The organism is Marinobacterium rhizophilum DSM 18822 (genome assembly GCF_000378045.1).
In the GTDB taxonomy this organism is placed as follows: domain Bacteria; phylum Pseudomonadota; class Gammaproteobacteria; order Pseudomonadales; family Balneatricaceae; genus Marinobacterium_A; species Marinobacterium_A rhizophilum.
In genome coordinates, this window is the sequence record NZ_KB899095.1 from 133,978 (window position 1) to 152,745 (window position 18,768).

Annotated in this window: 14 protein-coding genes; 2 read left to right on the forward strand and 12 right to left on the reverse strand. The window is 57.9% G+C overall.

The features are described 5' to 3' along the window. Positions 1–221 precede the first annotated feature (221 nt). The 5 genes from F451_RS0109550 to F451_RS0109570 form a co-directional block, all read right to left on the reverse strand. The gene (locus tag F451_RS0109550; protein WP_020681144.1) at positions 222–698 is read right to left on the reverse strand and encodes a LabA-like NYN domain-containing protein; all 477 of its coding nucleotides are present in this window, start codon (positions 696–698) and stop codon (positions 222–224) included. Between the two features lie 936 nt (positions 699–1,634). Beyond that, a complete protein-coding gene (locus F451_RS0109555) occupies positions 1,635–2,945 on the reverse strand; it encodes an amidohydrolase (RefSeq protein WP_020681145.1) in 1,311 nt (436 codons plus the stop codon). 493 nt (positions 2,946–3,438) lie between these two features. Further along, on the reverse strand, positions 3,439–4,860 hold the full coding sequence (locus tag F451_RS0109560) for a sodium-dependent transporter (RefSeq protein ID WP_020681146.1): 1,422 nt from the start codon (positions 4,858–4,860) through the stop codon (positions 3,439–3,441). Positions 4,861–5,005: 145 nt separating this feature from the next. After that, positions 5,006–6,088 (reverse strand): Glu/Leu/Phe/Val family dehydrogenase, encoded by a 1,083-nt coding sequence (locus F451_RS0109565; RefSeq protein WP_020681147.1) that lies wholly within the window; start codon positions 6,086–6,088, stop codon positions 5,006–5,008. Between the two features lie 22 nt (positions 6,089–6,110). Next, positions 6,111–9,623 carry an indolepyruvate ferredoxin oxidoreductase family protein gene (locus F451_RS0109570; protein ID WP_020681148.1) on the reverse strand — a complete coding sequence of 1,171 codons (3,513 nt, stop codon included), beginning with the start codon at positions 9,621–9,623 and terminating at the stop codon, positions 6,111–6,113. A gap of 1,122 nt (positions 9,624–10,745) precedes the next feature. Here F451_RS0109570 and F451_RS0109575 point away from each other — a divergent pair. Next, positions 10,746–11,453 (forward strand): P-loop NTPase family protein, encoded by a 708-nt coding sequence (locus tag F451_RS0109575; protein WP_020681149.1) that lies wholly within the window; start codon positions 10,746–10,748, stop codon positions 11,451–11,453. A gap of 395 nt (positions 11,454–11,848) precedes the next feature. Continuing rightward, a complete protein-coding gene (locus tag F451_RS0109580) occupies positions 11,849–12,250 on the forward strand; it encodes an H-NS histone family protein (protein ID WP_020681150.1) in 402 nt (133 codons plus the stop codon). Positions 12,251–12,555: 305 nt separating this feature from the next. On the opposite strand, the gene F451_RS0109585 is transcribed toward F451_RS0109580, so the two are convergent. The 7 genes from F451_RS0109585 to glnL all read right to left on the reverse strand — a co-directional run bounded on the left by F451_RS0109585 (position 12,556) and on the right by glnL (position 18,676). Further along, complete coding sequence (locus F451_RS0109585) at positions 12,556–13,020, reverse strand: tRNA (cytidine(34)-2'-O)-methyltransferase (protein WP_020681151.1); 465 nt, start codon at positions 13,018–13,020, stop codon at positions 12,556–12,558. A 448-nt stretch (positions 13,021–13,468) separates the two neighbouring features. Further along, entirely contained in the window at positions 13,469–14,053 is a 585-nt protein-coding gene (locus tag F451_RS0109595; protein ID WP_020681153.1) for a histidine phosphatase family protein, read from the reverse strand. Between the two features lie 43 nt (positions 14,054–14,096). Further along, positions 14,097–14,519 (reverse strand): PhnE/PtxC family ABC transporter permease, encoded by a 423-nt coding sequence (locus F451_RS25230; protein WP_020681154.1) that lies wholly within the window; start codon positions 14,517–14,519, stop codon positions 14,097–14,099. Positions 14,520–14,649: 130 nt separating this feature from the next. Continuing rightward, on the reverse strand, positions 14,650–15,276 hold the full coding sequence (locus F451_RS0109605; RefSeq protein WP_020681155.1) for a DUF1294 domain-containing protein: 627 nt from the start codon (positions 15,274–15,276) through the stop codon (positions 14,650–14,652). Positions 15,277–15,468: 192 nt separating this feature from the next. Further along, positions 15,469–15,993, reverse strand: a complete 525-nt coding sequence (locus F451_RS0109610; protein WP_020681156.1) for a hypothetical protein — start codon at positions 15,991–15,993, stop codon at positions 15,469–15,471. Positions 15,994–16,170: 177 nt separating this feature from the next. Then, a complete protein-coding gene (gene glnG / locus F451_RS0109615; RefSeq protein WP_026291641.1) occupies positions 16,171–17,607 on the reverse strand; it encodes a nitrogen regulation protein NR(I) in 1,437 nt (478 codons plus the stop codon). Then, the gene (glnL, locus tag F451_RS0109620) at positions 17,591–18,676 is read right to left on the reverse strand and encodes a nitrogen regulation protein NR(II) (RefSeq protein WP_020681158.1); all 1,086 of its coding nucleotides are present in this window, start codon (positions 18,674–18,676) and stop codon (positions 17,591–17,593) included. The genes glnG and glnL overlap by 17 nt, the downstream gene beginning before the upstream one ends. Positions 18,677–18,768: the final 92 nt, after the last annotated feature.

Below are 18,768 nucleotides of genomic sequence, written 5' to 3' on the forward strand. Positions count from 1 at the left end.
GCATAATCGGGCCGTGATTAGCGCCAATCACGGGGCTGGCCAATCAACCTGTAGCACCTGCCTAACAGCTTTGGCCTTGAACTCATTCGTCTACTATCGTGTTGCCTTCCGGTTGTTGTTCGCGGGCATGTATCACCTCGAACTTGTTTGATCGGGGTGTGCACTAAAAGGGGGAAGTACAGCGGCGGCTTGAACGGCTTGTGAGGCGAGTACGATGGCCACTATTTTAATAGCAGCGCGGTATTTATCGGTATGAACCTATTTGCCGCATTTGACAGCGAGGAGGCTGTTAACTTAGCTACCCCATAAACCTCAACAAACTTGCCCTTGTCGATTCGCAACTTGTTTACAAGAATGTCAAAATCGCCATCACCTGAAACCAAAACAATAACATCCGCACTGTCCGAGTACTCTAAAGCATCAATGGTAATGCCAACGTCCCAGTCACCTTTTGCAGAGCCGTCGGATCTCTGTATAAAAGGCTTTAGCTTTACCTCAAAACCAATATTTCTCAATATATTCTGAAACTCTCTTTGCTTCCTGTCACCTTTATCTATCGCATAGGCTATGGCTTTTACGACTTGCCTGTTTTCAGTGGCAACCGACCAGAATTTGTTGTAATCGAAGTTTACTCCAAATGCTTGCCTGGTTGTGTAATACACATTCTGCACATCAACCAAAAGCACAACTCTCTGCATGTAAAAATCCCTTGATACGTGGGCATCCTTATACCACTACGCCACTTTTAAAAACCCTTTGAATAGAATCAATACCAAAAGGTCATTTTTTATGAAAGATGTTCTATATAGCTTTTCCATGATCGCTTCTGCTTAACATTTGTATTGTAGCCTTATCGAACGTTTTGCACGGGGCTTTTATATCTTCGTGAATTTTGTTTCACACCCGGCGCAACGCTGCATGGTGTCTACCTTTCAGCTATTCAGCCGCTGATAACTCTGTGTGGAAACATGATCACTGAGCCTCATAGCAACTTTTACGGACTTCCATAAGCCATTGTTAAATAGGTAATTTTTACAGCTTTTTCCAAAGATTATGGCCTCGATGATCACATGTCGGTGTCAGCGGGCCGTTTCTTTCTCCCGAAGCCAAGCCCGAAAAAACCACGCTACCGCCCTACCATCGAGGGAATGTCATTTATCGATACGCTGCGGGAGTGAGGTCAGGCGAAAAAGCGAACAGGGCTCGAGTACCCTGTCATATAGCCTGGCGTCCACTGCTGAGCTACCGGTCTTGCTTTGCGCCGCCGATGAAGCTGGCGAGCTTTGTTGTGCCGGCCGTATCCGCTGCGAGCGCCATTGATCCTTGGTTGGCTGCTGTCTCGCGAAAATTACGGATAATGTGGGCAAACGCGGAAATACCGAGCTTGTGCCGTGCACCGCTGAAGATTAGCACGCTCTGTGCAAGACACGAGAGACGAGAGACGAGAGACGAGAGAAATACACGGCAAATAAGCAGGGTAATAAAGCAAGCCCACCGAAAGCTCTGGAAGGTACACAAACCTGCCGTCTCACACGTTTCGGGAGCTTTCAGCTAGAACGTGGGCTCCCGAAGCAAAAGACCGCCTTGGCCATATGACCAACGGCGGTTTTTATAGCAGTGCTTTGCATCCATCATCACTGGCCGTTGAGAAAATCGAGCGCGACGGTGGTCATTGCAGTTACGCCAATCGGCAGCGCCTTCTCGTTAAGCTGGAATTTGGGCGAGTGGTTCGGGTAGATGTCTTCTGGGTTCTCCGGCGCCGCGCCGAGGAAAAAGTACATGCCCGGCACCTCCTGGGCATAGAAGGCAAAGTCTTCGGCAGGGGTCATCGGTAACGCCTCCTTCACGTCGGCAACCTTTTCCAGCGAAGGCATCATGCGCCGGGTGAGCTCCGGATCGTTATAAGTCACCGGATAGCCGGGCGTTATGTGCAGCTCGGCACTGCCGCCGCCGCTCTCAGCAATGTTATTGACGGTGCGTTCCATCATTTCATGCACGCTTTTCCGAATATCCGAATCCAGCATTCGAATGGTACCGACCATTTCCACCTCGTTGGGTATGATATTGGCGCGCAGGCCACCATTGATGGCACCGACGGAGATGACGGATGCTGACTTCGTCAGGTCGACCTGGCGTGACGTAATCGTCTGCAGTCCCAACACGATCTGGCTCGCCAGCACGATCGGGTCAACGCCGTTCCAGGGCATCCCGCCATGGGTCTGCTTGCCCGTGACCTTGATCGTGAAGGAGTCACTCGACGCCAGTGTGCCCCGCTCGCGCACCTCGATGGTACCCAGCTGCTTGGGCATGACATGCAAACCGAAGACGGCATCCGGCTTGAGCTCGGCAAAGAGCCCTTCCTTCAGCATCATCGCCGCCCCGCCCTCTTCGCCTTGTGGCGCGCCCTCCTCGGCAGGCTGGAAGATGAACATCACGGTGCCCTTTATTTCGTCCTTCATATTCGCCAGCACTTCGGCGGCGCCCATCAGGATCGCCGTATGGGCGTCGTGGCCACAAGCGTGGGCAACTCCGACCTCCTTGCCGTTGTAGGTCGTGGTGACCTTCGAAGCGAAGGACAGGTCAACGGCTTCCGTCACCGGCAATGCATCCATGTCGGCACGCAGCGCCACCACGGGCCCGTCCTTGGCACCGCGCAGGATACCGACCACGCCGGTATGCGCAATGCCGGTCCGAACCTCGATGCCGAGTGCCTTGAGGTGGTCGGAAACCAGCCCCGCGGTACGAGTTTCGCGGTTGCCCAGCTCCGGATGCTGATGGATATCGCGCCGCCACTCGATAACCTCGGGCATGACGTCGTCGATCAGCCTGCGCACCTCGGCTGAGTCGGCCGCAGACGCCGCCTGAGTGGTCGACGGCGCAATCATCGGCAAGGTCAGCGCGGCGGCCAGGAGAGAAATGCCCACACGGTTTGGGATATGTGACATCAGCAACCTCACTCTATGGTTATTGTTGAATTCTCTGCGCCTGGGCAGGTAGCTCACTGAAATGAGCCACCGGTCCTTCCTCGCAATGGAAAGCGTCTTCAGAAATACAGGCAGTGGCCTGGCGGAATTGCCTTATTCGCAAGAAGCCAGGCCGGATCAACTTTGCCCTGAACTGTCGGGGAATTCCTCGTAGAGGAACTCACGTTCCTTGCCGAGCATTTTTAAAGAGTATAGGACGCACACGAAGGCATTGAACTTCAAATCGGTCGACCCGTTAGGCGTTACGCTTGAGTGCTTGTTGCGGTGTCAGTGTCGGTGTCTGTGAAGCGATTGCATAACGTGATCAAGGCTATACAGGCACCTCAGTCAAGCGGCATTAATGGGCTGCGCCCAACTTGACCAGGCATAAAAAAGCCGCAGGGTGATGACAGCCTGCGGCTTTGTCTTGAGCGTTCAGCACCCTGGCGGGTATTCGCGCTCTGTTGCGTAAAAACTAGACCAGGTTGTAGATAAAGACGATGGCCACGGCCACCGGGGTCACGTAACGCAGTACGCCGTACCAGAGAGCGAAGCTGCGACGGCCCAGCGACAGTTCGTTTTCCAGCGCCTGGCGCGCCATGAACCAGCCGACGAAGACAGCCACCAGCAGGCCACCGAGCGGCAACAGAATGTTGGCGGTCAGGTAATCCAGCAGATCAAAGATGGTCTTGCCTTCAAATACCGCGAACATGCCCAGCGGCGCAAAGCCCGACCATTCGTTCAGCGACAGGATGGAACCGATACCCAGCAGCCAGGCGGCGACACCGGCGCCCAGGGTGCTGACCATACGGTTCATGCCGCGACGCTCTTCGAGCCATTCCACCAGCGGCTCCAGCAACGAGATGGCGGACGTCCAGGCAGCAAAGACCAGCAGCACGAAGAACAGGGTACCGAACAGGCTGCCGAACGGCATCTGTGCAAAGGCCAGCGGCAGGGTCTGGAAGATCAGGCCAGGGCCGGCGCCGGGTTCAAGACCGTTGGCGAACACCAGCGGGAAGATGGCAAGCCCAGCCAGCAGGGCCACGCCGGTATCCATAAAGGAAACCAGAATGGAGGTGCGGGCAATGGACACGCCCTTGGGCAGGTAGGAGCCATAGGCCATCATCACGCCCATGCCGAGACTCAGGGTAAAGAAGGCGTGACCCAGCGCCACCAGGATGCCCTCGGTGGTCAGCTTGGAGAAATCGGGCTGGAACAGAAACGCAGCCGCCTGGCCGAAGTAGCCGGTGGTCATGGCATAGCCCACCAGCAGCAACAGCAGCACGAACAGCGCCGGCATCAGAATGGTAACGGCGCGCTCAAGGCCGCCGCGCAGGCCGCGGGCCACCACCAGCATGGTCAGCGCCATGAACAGCGTATGCCAGATCAACAGGGTGCCCGGGTCCGCCAGCAGGCCGGAGAAGATGGCACCAATGGCATCGCTGCCCTGGCCACTCAGTTCACCGCTGCCCGCCGTGCCCACGTAGGACAGCGCCCAGCCCCCGATCACCGAATAGAACGACAGAATCAGGAAGGAGGCCAGTACACCCACACCCGCCAGCCAGCGCCAGTTGCGGTGCAGGCGGTCACGTTCGCACAGAATGCGCATGCTGCTGATGGGACTGCGACCGCCACGACGGCCGATCAGCACCTCGGCCATCATGATGGGAATGCCGACAATGGCAATACAGAGCAGATACACCAGCACGAAGGCGCCGCCGCCGTTTTCGCCGGTGATGTACGGGAATTTCCAGATGTTGCCCAGGCCCACGGCCGAACCGGTGGCGGCCAGCACAAAGGCCATGCGTGACGACCAGAACGCCCGTTTCGGCGAGGTCGCAACCGTGGCACCGGAGGCGGCACCCGTTACGGCAGCTGAAGTGGCAGATTGACTCATGTGATTCTCCGTGTTGCTGTTTTTATAGGGAGGAGCTTTCGTTTTTCGCAGGTTGGGTGGAGGCCGAAGGCCGCAACCCAACATCTCGGCACCGTGTTGGGTTTCGCTGCGTTACACCACAACCTGCGTTCGGTCTATCCAGGGCTCAGGCCACCTGCCGGGCACCCTTGCCCTGCGCCGGCTTGAAGCGTTCTTCCGCCAGCCGGTTGGCGATGATGCCGGTGGGCTGCTGGCTCAGCGTGGCCCGGGCGAAGATTTCGCTCAGCGTATCGCCAATGGTTTCAACATGGCGGCGCACGGCCTCGGCATCGTGACCGTTACGCTCATAGCAGACATCGATAATGCCGCCGGCATTGATGACGAAATCCGGCGCATAGAGAATGCCGCGCTGGCTCAGTGCCGCATCGTGGTGTGCCAGTTCCAGCTGGTTGTTGGCCGCACCCGCCACCACCTTGGCCTGCAGGCCGGCAATGCTCTTGTCATTCAACACCGCCCCCAGGGCACAGGGGGCAACCACGTCCACGTCCAGCCCGAGGATCTCGTCCCCCGCCACGGCGATGGCCCCCAGCTCGTCAACCGCACGCTGCACGGCATCGCTGTGGATGTCGTGTACCCAGAGTTTGGCGCCGGCGTCACTGAGCAGCTGCGCCAGGCGATAGCCGACATTGCCGATGCCCTGCACCGCCACTGTCAGGCCGTCGAGGTCCGAGCGCCCCAGCTGATGCGCCACCGCAGCCTTGAGGCCGACAAAGGTGCCATAGGCCGTGGCCGGTGACGGATCACCATTGCTGGGCCGGCCATCAAAGCCCGGCCGCGCCGACACGCCGGCAACATGGCGGGTATGGCGCCCCATCACCTGCAGGTCGGCCACGCTGGTGCCGGAATCCTCGGCGGCAATATAGAGGCCGCCAAGCTGTTCCAGAAAACGCCCCATGGCTTCGAGCAGGGCTTCGCTTTTATGCGCGCGCGGGTCGCCGATAATCACCGACTTGCCGCCGCCCAGATCCAGGTTGGCCAGGGCCGACTTGTAGGTCATGCCTCTGGACAGGCGCAGCACATCGCGCAGCGCCGCTTCGTCGCTGGCGTAGGGGAACATGCGACAGCCGCCAAGCGCTGGCCCGCGGTTGGTGTTGTGCACCGCGACGATGGCCCGCAGGCCGGTTTCTTCATCGCTGACAAAAGACAGGTGCTGATGGTTATCAAATTCCGGATGACTAAATACAGACATGCTTGTTCTTCCTGTGGATAACTTAAACGGCGGCGCCGCTAACGGCATCGATAATCAGGGGTTCAGGGGCCTTGGCGCGCGCCGGGGTACACAGCTGTGTACGCAGTCGCTCACGCTCGGCCTGCACCTTTTGCCAGGCGGCTTCCTTCACCGGACCGTAGCCACGTACCTGCTGAGGCAGTTGGGCCAGGGCCCGCGCGACGACGAGATTGTCGGCGCTCAGGTGCTGCACAATGGTATCGATATCGGCTTCATAGGCGCGGATCAGCGCCCGCTCCAGGCGCCGGTCGGCACTGTAGCCAAACGGGTCCAGCGGCGTACCGCGCAGCACCCGGGCCTTGGCGAGCAGCCCGAAGGCGGACTCCATCCAGGGACCGAAGGTACGTTTGCGCGGCCGCCCGTTGGCCGCTTTCCTACCGAAAAGGCGGCCGAAAAATTTGCCGTCAAGCAGCGGTGGCGCCAGGTTGAACTCCAGCTCCACCTCACCGTCGAACTGCTCCGCCAGCAACTGGCGGAAACTCCCGTCGCTGTACAGCCGCGCCACTTCGTACTCGTCCTTGTAGGCCAGCAGCTTCGAATAACTTTGCGCCACCGCCCGCAACAGCGTGCTGTCGTGCCCAGCAACCTGGCCAATACGCGTCTCGACACGGCGCACCAGCGCCTCGTAGCGTTTCGCCAGTGCCGCGTTCTGATAGCGGCTCAGGTGGGCTTTTTCCCGCCCAATCAGCTGCTCGGGCGTTTCGACGATTTTCAGCGGTACCGCCGTGGGGTGGGCCAGTTCACGTACCCGCGCCAGATCGTGGGCGGCACGCCGGCCCCACAAGAACGCCTGCTTGTTTTTGCTCACCGCCGCGCCATTGAGTTCGATGGCCCGTTCGATGGATTCGGCCTTGAGCGGCAACAGCCCCTGCTGCCAGGCAAATCCCAGGGTGAACAGGTTCACCGCCATGGCATCCCCCATCAGCGCCAGTGCCAGATCCGATGCATCGAGGAAGAAGCTGCCGTCCTGGCGGCAGGATTCGCGAATGCTACGCTCCATCGCCTCACCGGGGAATTGCAGATCCGGCTCGCGGGTAAAGGCTGCCGGCATGGCTTTCTGGGTATTGACCACGGCACGGGAGAAGCGGCTGTCCAGCTTGGCCAGCGCGTCGAGGCTTGCACCCACCATCAGGTCAAAGGCGATCATAAGATCCGCCTCCCCCGCCGGGATACGCACCGCCTGGATATCCTGCTGTGAGTGCGCAATCCGCACGTGACTCACCACGGCGCCAAACTTCTGCGCCAGGCCTGCCTGATCCAGCACCGCCACACCCTTGCCTTCGATATGGGCAGCCATGCCCAGCAGCGCACTGACGGTCACCACGCCGGTGCCACCGACGCCGGTGAGCAGAATGCCGTAGGGGTTGTGCTCACCGGCAAACACCGGCTCCGGCAGGTCGGCAAAGGCCACGTCGGTGCCAATACCGGCGGGTTTGCGCAGGGTTCCGCCCTTGACGGTGACAAAGCTGGGGCAGAAGCCACGCACGCAGCTGAAGTCCTTGTTGCAGGCAGACTGATCGATGGTGCGCTTGCGGCCTCGTTCGGTTTCCAGCGGCAGCACCGACAGGCAGTTGGACTGCACACCGCAGTCGCCACAGCCTTCACAGACCGCCGGGTTGATCAGCACCCGCTTGTCCGGGTCCACCATCGTGCCGCGCTTGCGACGCCGGCGCTTCTCGGCGGCACAGGTCTGGTCGTAGATCATGACCGAACAGCCTTCGATCTCGCGCATCTCGCGCTGCACCGCATCCAGGTCCTCGCGCGGATGAAAAGTGGTGCGATCGGCGAAATCCGCCCGCGACGGATACTTGGTGATATCGTCGCTGACCACGGCAATGCGACGCACACCCTCGCCGTACAGCTGATGGCTGATCTGCTGCACCGTGAGCATGCCGTCCACCGGCTGGCCGCCGGTCATGGCCACGGCATCGTTATAGAGCACCTTGTAGGTAATGTTGGCGCCAGACGCGATGGCGGCACGAATGGCCAGCAGGCCCGAATGAAAATAGGTGCCATCCCCCAGGTTCTGGAACACGTGCTTTTCGTGGGTAAACGGTGCCTGGCCGATCCAGGTCGCGCCTTCACCGCCCATCTGGGTAAAGGTATCGGTTTCGCGATCCATCCAGGTGGCCATGTAGTGGCAACCGATACCGCCCAGCGCGCGGCTGCCCTCGGGCACCAGGGTGGAGGTGTTGTGCGGACAGCCGGAGCAGAAGTGCGGCGTGCGTTCGAGCAGTTCGCGCGGCTCGGCGAGGCTCGTTTCCTTGGCGCTGAGAAAACTCAGCCGCTCGGACAGGCGTGCACTGCTATAGCGGTGCTGAATGCGCGATGCAATCGCGCGGGCAACCATCGCCGGCGTCAATTCGGCAATGGAGGGCAGCAGTTCGATGCCATTGCCATCACGCTTGCCAACGATACGCGGCGCGTTTTCAGTACCGTAGAGCTGTTCCTTGAGCTGCTCCTCGATCAGGCCACGCTTTTCCTCCACCACCAGCACTTCATCAAGACCGGCAGCGAATTCACGCACGCCTTCAGGCTCCAGCGGCCAGGGCATGGCCACCTTGTAAAGCCGCAGGCCGATGGCCGCACACTCGGCTTCATCCAGGCCGAGGTCCGTCAGCGCCTGGACCACATCCAGGTAGGATTTGCCGGTGGTGATAATGCCAAAGCGCGCATCGCTGCTGGTAAAAATCACCCGGTCGAGCCGGTTGGCCCGACAGAAAGCCTTGGCGGCCTCAAGCTTGTAATGGTGCAGACGCTCTTCCTGCTGCAGCGGCTTGTCGGGCCAGCGGGCATTAAGTCCATCGTCCGGCAGTTTGAAATCCGTTGGCAGCACGATCTGTACCCGGTGCGGGTCAAGATCCGCGGAGATTGAGGAGTCCAGCACCTCGGCCAGCGCCTTGAAACCCACCCAGCAGCCGCTGAAACGCGACATTGCCCAGCCATAGAGCCCGTAATCCAGCATCTCCTGAATGCCGCTGGGGTGCAGCACCGGCATCATCGCATCGCTAAAGGCGTAATCGCTCTGGTGCGGCAGCGTGGAGGACTTGCAGGCATGGTCATCACCCGCCACCGCAAGCACGCCACCAAAGCAAGAGCTGCCTGCCGCATTGGCATGTTTAAGTACATCGCCGGTGCGATCGACGCCCGGCCCCTTGCCGTACCACAGTCCGAACACGCCGTCGTACCTGGCCCCCTGGAACAGGTTCACCTGCTGCGAACCCCACACGGCGGTGGCGCCTAGATCTTCGTTAATACCGGGCTGGAAATGAATGCGGTGTCTGGCCAGGTAATCCTTGGCCTCCCACAGGGTCTTGTCGAAGTTGCCCAGCGGCGAACCGCGGTAACCGGAAATAAAACCGGCGGTATTCAGGCCTGCGGCCTGGTCCCGCTGTGCCTGCAACATGGGCAGGCGTGCCAGCGCCTGACTGCCGGTGAGATAGACGCGGCCTGCGTCCAGCTCCCATTTGTCACTGAGACTGATGTCATGACTCATACAGATTCACCCTGGCCTGCAGCAACCTGCACCCGCAACGGGGCCGGTGTTACAGACGATCAACTGCCAAAAATGGAAGTGCGCCAAACGACGGATTCAAACCGTGGCGCTGCGCCTTGGATCAGTGATGGGGAAACAGAATGCGGGCTGGGCCGCCAGTGGAGAGATGCGCACAACGGCGCGCTTTTAGAAGGTGCTGCCAGATAATCATGTAAAGTCCTCGTCCCTGGCCGGATCACGGCAAAGGAGCCCAATCTTGTTGTTATTGTCCGGCGGGGATAGCGCCTGCCGGCTTTTTTGATTTCCGGTATCACTGCCTTGTGGGAAGTGAAGTCGGACCATACTAATAAGGGTTTACGCGTACGTCAACATGAAGTCGTGGCGAGTTTAATAGCTCACAGAAACGGGCCCCGAAAGATTGAATAAATCTAATTCAGAATGAAAACACATTAATTTAAATATTATATATAACAGCTAGTTAGGTAAATTAACTGTCATACCCAGGGGCCAGGCACCCCCAACAGGCTGAAATGACCTCATTCAGCAGGCAGGTCGAGCCCCTGCAATTCGCATTGGCATGACGGACATCCAGCACAACCGCTCACCCCGAAATTCTGTCGAGCATCAGTCAGTGACTGTGACGTTTGCGTCATGCAGTGGCCGGTATTGGCAGCAATGTCAGCGTCATGCCGCCAGCTTGGCGACAGTCTCTCTATAATTGGTGCGATTGATGCATTTAGCCAGCGGGCATCAGTTGCGGAACTGGCGTAATTACTCGCCAGACAGCGTAATGCCGCCGATTAGCGGTAGCACCTGAAACAAAGTTGATGCAGTATCAAGACCGGATGGATCGCGATGGAAACGCAACAATACACCCATGCACCAGTGCGGTGCATTTCGGTACTAATCCACAGGGAGCCCGCCCATTGTCTTTCAGTATCCTGCAGCTTTCAGTTACCACCGCGGGAATCCTCCCGCCGGTTCTCGTCCGGCTTGCGCTGTGTCGTACCATCGAAGGTCGCAGGAACGGAAGTCAGGCCTGCCTGCGTGTCTGCCACGATGATCCCGGCAGCTTATTATAGCCCTACAGTTTAACTGTGATATCAACGAGGAATATGATTAATGAGTACCATCCATTTTATTGGCGGAGAGAAAGGCGGCGTCGGAAAATCTGTGCTGTCTCGTTTGTTGTCGCAGTATTTTCTCGACCGTGGAATGCCCTATCTCGGATTGGATGCCGATCAGTCCCACGCCACACTGACCCGTTTCTACCCCGAGTTCACCCGCCCGATCAATCTCGATTCATTTGAAAGCACCGACCAGGTCATGGAGGAGGCGCTGGAAAACGACGCGCAGATACTGATTGACCTGCCGGCCCAGAGCGAGCGCTTTCTGGATCGCTGGATCGACCAGAACGGTGTACTGGATATGTGTGCCGAGCTGCAGATTCCATTGGTGTACTGGTACCTGGTTGACGATGGCCAGGACTCGGTCGCACTCATGGAAACCTTTTTGGCCAAATATGGCAGCCGACTGAATATCGCCATCATCAAGAACGAAGGCCGCGGTACCAACTTCGCCGCCATCGATGCTGTACTGCACGGCAGCGCCAGCAATAACGGCAACAGAACCCAGCATGCCGCTCTACCCGCGCTGCACCGGGAAACCATGCGCAAAATTGATGAATTAAGCTTCAGTTTCTGGGGCGCAGAAAACATCAAGGACAAAAATCTGGAACATCTAAGCCTGATGGAACGCCAGCGTACTCGGGTCTGGGTCAAAAAAACCTATTCCCTGTTCGATGACCTCTTTACCGGCCTGGCCTATTAAAACGGCTGGCATTCAGCTCGTTTGGTCACCAAGCGAGCTGAACCAGGTCCCAGCCAACGGCTCCTCTGCATTAATGGCCGTCGTCCCAGTGGCGATGACCGCGCAAAACCAATAATCGACGACAGTCTAATACGACCAGAAGTTCCCCACAGCAGAAACTCTATAGCTGCCTAACCCACTCCCAAAGATTGCCACAGGCAGATCGCCCCCCCTTTTTAAAGCACAGCCACACCAAATTTCCGATTGGTCTTAACCGGGAAGCTACGATTAAGCGAATCGTCCGGGCACGCTCTAATACTTTTTGATTTGAAACTTTACGTCCGCATTTAATTTGCTAATATAAAATTATTCTGTAGAATCCAGCACGTTCTCAACATGACACAGGTGGCTATTAAATGAGCGAAAACGAGTTCACTTCGACACTGCTGCGCAAAAACTCTCTGCGTAAAGCTGTAACTGAAATTTCTGTCGCTGAACTGGAGAAGGTTCTGTCCGACCTTCAGGAAATCCGCGACGAAAAAGTTGCTGCAGAAGAAGAACGCGCAGCCGCTGACGCAGCTCGCCTGGAAGCCGTTAAAAAGATCCAGGCCCAGATGGCCGAGCTTGGCCTGTCTGCTGAAGATATTTCTGCCGGCGGCGCAGCTGCTACCAAAAAAGCCTCGGTACCGGCTAAATACCGCCTGATCGACTCCGATGGCAAGCCGCACGAATGGTCCGGTCGTGGCCGTACTCCGCGCGTATTCCTGGAGCGTTTTGAAAAAGGCGCCAAGAAAGAAGACTTCCTGATCCAGCAGTGATCGGACACTAAAGCCGGAGAACGCCGGCTTTGAACGCGATTTATAAAAGCGCTGTATCCCCCGGGATCAGCGCTTTTTCTATAAGACAGGCGCACATCCGGGCCCCGCACAAAACTGCCTTCCCGCCTGAGCAGACATCATTCGCACACAACAGACACAAGCACACCTAAACACAGCTTTCGGCAAAGCCCATATAAAGAACAAGGCCAATTACGGAGCGCATCCGCCCCTCTTATTCACCTTCCGGGTTAAGCCTTTATACAGTTTCAACCTTTCCCGGCATTATCATTGATCCGGATTCAGGCTCAGGATCCACCGGAAAACCCCTGCTGCCGCCAGGCTTCATAGCTGATTATCGCCACCGCATTAGACAGATTCAACGAGCGGTTATTCGGCATCATGGGAATACGCAGCCGGTCTTGCGGCGCGATACCTTGCATCACCGCATCCGGCAGGCCACTGGTTTCAGAGCCAAACAACAACACATCACCAGGGCGATATTCTATGCTGTCATGGGACTGAGTGGCCTTGGTGGTACATGCCAGAATACGCCGCTCCTGCATGGCGCTTTTAAACGCGGCAAAGTTTTCATAACGATGCAGACGGGCCAGATCATGGTAATCGAGCCCAGCACGGCGCAGGTTCTTTTCCTCAAGATCAAATCCCAAAGGCTCAATCAGGTGCAGCGTGCAGCCATTATTGGCTGCCAGCCGAATGATATTGCCGGTATTGGGCGGAACCCTGGGTTCGTAAAGCGCGATATGAAACATGCGGCCACAACCACCTTCAGCAATCAAAGGTGGTCATTATACATGGACCTGCAGATCGCCTGCAGTTCTAACACAGTACAGGCAGGACCTGAGCCCCATCGCGGCATGCGGGCGACTGAAGCAGGCGTGCCTTTTCCGAATTCCATTGAAGCCACTGTCGATTCCGTACGCAATCTGTTTGCATCGCTGAATACTGTTAACCGGGCTCACATTGGCCGTTGGCCAATGGGGGCGTGTCCTGCACCACCTGATTAAACCGGTGCTAACGACGTAAATTGCCACGGATTAATAGCTTCAAGACTCATTCGATGACTCTGTTCGACCTGGATGACTTCCTCAAACGGCTTAAACAATCAGCCGGGAAACACGACGGGCTGAATGAGCGCCGCGACGCCCCAAGGAAAATACCCTGGTGTCGCTATCTCCAAGGCAGAAAAGCCGCCAGTATCTAGAGCCGGTCACCGACCTGAACCAGCAGCCGTATCTCGGCGGTCTGGTGATGCGCTACGCAGCGGTGCTCGGCGGCGGCCAGCCCCGCAAATGCCGTTTGCAGTATCTGCACCAGGTCCCCGTGCGAGACCAGCAACAGCACTTCGCCGGTATAACGGGCTTCCAGTGCATGCAGTACATCAAGTGCGCGCTGCAGCACCGCCGCCACCGGCTCTACTGCGCCCACACCCTCTATTTTAGCGGCGTCCAGCGCCCAGACCTCGGCATAGCCGCTGTCGGCCTGGCCTTCCCAGCGACCAAAGAAACGCTCTCGCAAGCCCTGCTCCAGCGCGGGTTCCGGCAACTCAAAGTGAGCGGCGGCCAGTGTTGCGGTCTGGCGTGCACGCAGAAAGTCGGAACTGATGACTCGGGTCGGGCGCGAACCACTGAACTGCGCCAGGGACGCAATAACCTGGCGCTCCCCCTCGGCGGTCAGGCCATAGCCGGTGGTCCCCGCTGCCACTGCACTTACGACAATTCCGGCCACATTGGCCTCACTCTGACCATGGCGCATCAGGTAATAGCTGTTTCTGAATAGCGTCATTTCCTATCCCGTTCTTCCAGGCCCGCTGTCCTGCAGCACATGTTTAAATAAGCCGCTTGCGGATATTCACCACCAGAATTTCGGCCAGTATCACCACGACGAAGATCGCCAGCAGTGCCATAGCCACGCGCTGCCATTCAAACAGGTTCATCGAATCGCTAAGTACCACACCGATACCGCCCGCCCCCACCAGGCCGAGCACCGCCGACTCACGGACATTAATGTCCCAGCGAAACAGCACGATACTGAAAAACGCCGGCAGGATCTGCGGCCAGTAGCCCTTGAGCAGGATCGATGCCCAGGAAGCCCCCGTGGCAGTCAGGGCTTCGATGGAACCCATGTTGACCTCTTCGATGGCCTCCCCCAGCAACTTACCGACAAAACCCACCGAGCGAAACGCAATCGCCAGGAACAGCCGCCCGCCAATACCGAGCCGCTTCAATCCCGGAATAGCTCCCACCCGCATCGCGCCCGCCCCATTTTTTTATGATTATTATGTTCAGTTATACCGTCTCGGCAGGAATGAAACATGCAGCAAAGCACCGACCAACGCAAGGGAGGGGGTAAAAAGGCAACGCGACAACGACGGGAAAGTGTCAGCCGCCCAGGGCTGCGATCAGACCGAGAATGGGAGCGCCAGCAGGCGATAGCAGCCACAGGAGCAGCGCGCAGTTCACGCTGACCGTGAGCCAGAAGACAAAACGAAAGGAGGCTTTTTTCGACTTGTGACGCAGGATCTGCTGCGCAGCCAAGGCACCGGGCCAGCCGCCGAGCAATGCAAACAGATGCAGCGTGTTTTCCTGAATGCGCCACTGATCCCGCTGAGCCGCGGACTTGTCCAGCGCATAGGCAATCCAGGCGGCCAGGCTCATCAGCAGGTAGAGGCCGGCCACCAGCAACGGCAGCCTGCCCACCATCGCAGCGACGGCAACAAACCCCAGAAAGACACCCCCAAACAGCAACCCCAGCGTCCCGTTACCGGTCGAGCGCCTGGCCGGCCGGAGCTGGCGGCGCTCACCCGGATAGGCCACCTTCAGCGCCTGAGGGCGCCCCCGCTCGCCGGGGCCCAGCGTATAGGTGACGACATCCTGTTCCGACGGACGAAGCCGCCGACGGGTGAACGACTTGATATGTACAAACACCGGCTCGCCACCGCCATCGGGGGTGATAAATCCAAACCCCTGATCATCCTTCCAGCGAGTGATTCGTCCTTGAAACCGCATAGGTACCGTTCCTGAAAAACCTGTCGTGGCTATTCTAACCCGCGCCTGATGCGAAATTGAGAATTTTGGCCGGCAGCCTTGATCGCCAGCCGGAACTGACGACGCTATACACAGACGGGATACGCCGTTATATCGGCGTGGCAACCGAAAGGGGCCGCTAAACAGCAGAAGCACACAACAGGCAGACCAAGATCAGGGCGTTTTTTTCGCCAGTGTACCGCCAAACCAGTAGCTCAGTATCTGCACCACGCCCGCGGTCAGTACACCGAACAAAATCTGCAACTGGTCCATGAGCGAATTATCCCCTGTTTTCATATTGATCTCGTCACTGGTTTCGACATAGAAAATGCCCGCCAGCATCAGAAAATAGGCAGACAGAAACAACGCACTGATAATGACCTGGGGACGGATACCAAGGCTTTCTTTGCTCAGCATCATGGGTGGCGCACCGCCAGTGCTGTTTTCCAGCGATGGCAGGTCAACGCCCAGCTTTTGCATTTCAAGCAGGAATGGCTGATCCAGGCTCTTGATCAGCTGCAGGTTTTTCGCATCCGCAAGCAGCGTACCGAGTATCTCCTGCGGACTCGTACCGCTGACCTCGATACCTGCTGGCAGGTTATCCTGAATATAACGATGCGCCACGGCAGCAAAAGGCCCTTTCAGGGCTATCGCCAGCGTGGGTGCAACCTGTTGAAGAATAGGCGTTATTTCATTCATCCCTGATGCTCCGCAGTGCTCGCCGTAGATTCAGGCACAATCATCATGAAGCCCAATTGCGCCAACTCTTTCTGATCCTGCACCCGTGGCGACGGATGCACAATAGGGAAGCGGCAGATAGCCCTGCGATTTAGCGGGCTATTCGGCGAAGCGCATTTGCAGTTTTTGCATTAGCGCTTAGTCACCATCATCGACATCGTTACCGCTATCCATGCCCAGCTCCTTGATCTTGCGGGTCAGGGTATTGCGCCCCCACCCGAGCAAAAGAGCCGCATCACGGCGACGGCCGGCGGTGTGCTTGAGGGCGGTTTCAATCATGATGCGCTCAAACGCCGGCACCGCTTCATCCAGAATCCCCTGGCGACCGCACCCCAGCTGCTGATCGGTCCAGAGGCGCAGTGCCTGTTCCCAATTGGAGCTGACAGTGGTGCCCTGATCCTGCTGTTCCAGCAGTTCCGGTGGCAGGTCTTCGATCAGCACCTCGCGACCCGATGCCATAACAGTCAGCCAGCGACAGGTATTCTCCAGCTGGCGTACGTTGCCCTGCCAGGCCAGGTGGCTCATGAACTTTTCAGTGTCCGGTTTGAGCACCTTGGGCTCGACATTCAATTCCTTGGCCGAGCTGGCGAGAAAGTGCTGGGCCAGACGCGGAATATCTTCGCGCCGCTCCGACAGCTTGGGAATGTGGATGCGAATTACGTTGAGGCGATGAAACAGGTCTTCACGAAAGCGCCCGTCGGCCACCAGCGTTTCCAGGTTCTGATGGGTAGCCGCAATAATGCGCACATCCACCTGTACCGGTGTATGGCCGCCCACCCGGTAGAATTCACCTTCAGCCAGTACGCGCAGCAAGCGTGTCTGGGTGTCTGCCGGCATGTCACCGATTTCATCCAGAAACAGGGTACCGCCGTCGGCCTGTTCAAAACGTCCGCGTCGTGCCGCTGCGGCACCGGTAAAGGCGCCCTTCTCGTGCCCGAACAGCTCGGACTCGATCAGATCTTTGGGGATAGCCGCCATATTAAGCGGTATAAACGACTGACTGGCCCGCGGACTGTGTTTATGCAGAGCATGGGCCACCAGCTCTTTGCCGGTGCCGGACTCACCATTGATCAGCACCGTAATGTTGGACTGCGACAGCCGGCCAATAGCCCGGAACACTTCCTGCATTGCAGGAGCCTCGCCGATAATCTCGGTGGCCCGGACCGTCGCAGGCTCCGCTACCACACCCTGCTGCTGCTGCTCGCGGGCATGAGCCACGGCTCTGCGTGCCAGCGCGACAGCATCATCGACATCAAAGGGCTTGGGCAGATATTCAAAGGCACCGCCCTGATAGGAGGCTACGGCACTTTCAAGGTCCGAATGTGCGGTCATGATAATAATCGGTACTTCCGGATGCGTTGCCTGCACCTTGTCGAGCATGGCCAGACCATCAGTGCCGGGCATGCGGATATCGCTGATAATTGCATCCGGGCACTCACGCGTCAGACGGCGCAGCAGGTCGTCGGCATTATCGAACGAGTGGTTCTCAAGCCCGGCCTGGTCCAGCGCTTTTTCCAGTACCCACCGGATAGACCGGTCGTCGTCCACAATCCAGACGTTACCTGACATTCTCATGGTGTAGCTCCAGCGGTATAAAGAGTTTGAATTGGGTTTCTCCCGGCTCAGTCACACACTCGATCAGCCCCTGGTGCTGATTGATGATCGATTGGGCAATGGACAGTCCCAGACCCGTGCCATCGGCATGTCCGGTAACCATCGGGTAGAAAATGTTGTTGAATATTTCTGTAGGAATGCCTGGACCGTTATCACTGATAATCACACAGCAAACCAGGCGGTGACGCTCAGTCCCCAGCGTGACCTGGCGCATGGCCCGAGTACGTAGCTGCAGCGTAGGCTCGGACGTGCCGGCGCGCTGCAATGCCTGCATGCCATTGCGCACGATGTTCAGCACTGCCTGAATCAGCTGCTCGGCGTCACCGGTAAACTCTGGAATGCTGGGGTCGTAGTCACGCTGGATACTGAGCCAGCTGCCGCTCTCGGCATTGACCAGGCTGCAGACACGTTCAAGGATGGCATGGATATTGACATCGGTCAGCTGTGGCAGCTTGCGTGGCCCCAGCAGTCGATCCACCAGGTTGCGCAGCCGGTCCGCCTCTTCAATAATCACGCGGGTATACTCGTGCAAATCGGCGTCGTTGAGTTCCCGCTCCAGCAACTGTGCGGCACCGCGAATCCCCCCCAGGGGATTCTTGATTTCGTGCGCCAGACCCCGCACCAGATTGCGGGCAGCGGCATGACGGGCAAGCAGTTCTTCTTCGCGCTCAATGCGCATCAGGCGATCCCGCGCTTCCACTTCCACCAGCAGAGTTCGATCACCGCGGGACTGGGGAATGGTGTTGACGCTATAGTCCACGGTCAGCTCATGTCCGCCCATGGTCACCATACGCGCCTCACGCTTGGTATACGGATGCCCCGATGCCAGTGAATCCTGCAACACATGAAGCTCGTCGGGGCTCGCCGCCAACCATTCTTCAGCCCGCATGCCCTTGAGCCTGCGCATCGAGGCCTCGAACAGCATCTCGGCTGCCGGGTTCATGTACACAATGCGCAATGCACCGTCGAGCATGATTACGGCCTTGCTGAGATTATCGAGTATCTGCTTGTGCTGGGATGACCTGAACATGGTGGACTCTATCTCTGGACTGAATAAGTATTAGCAAAATCGGCGCCAACTTACTGATAGGGTCAAAACCGATTCCAGACCCTGTTTAGCGC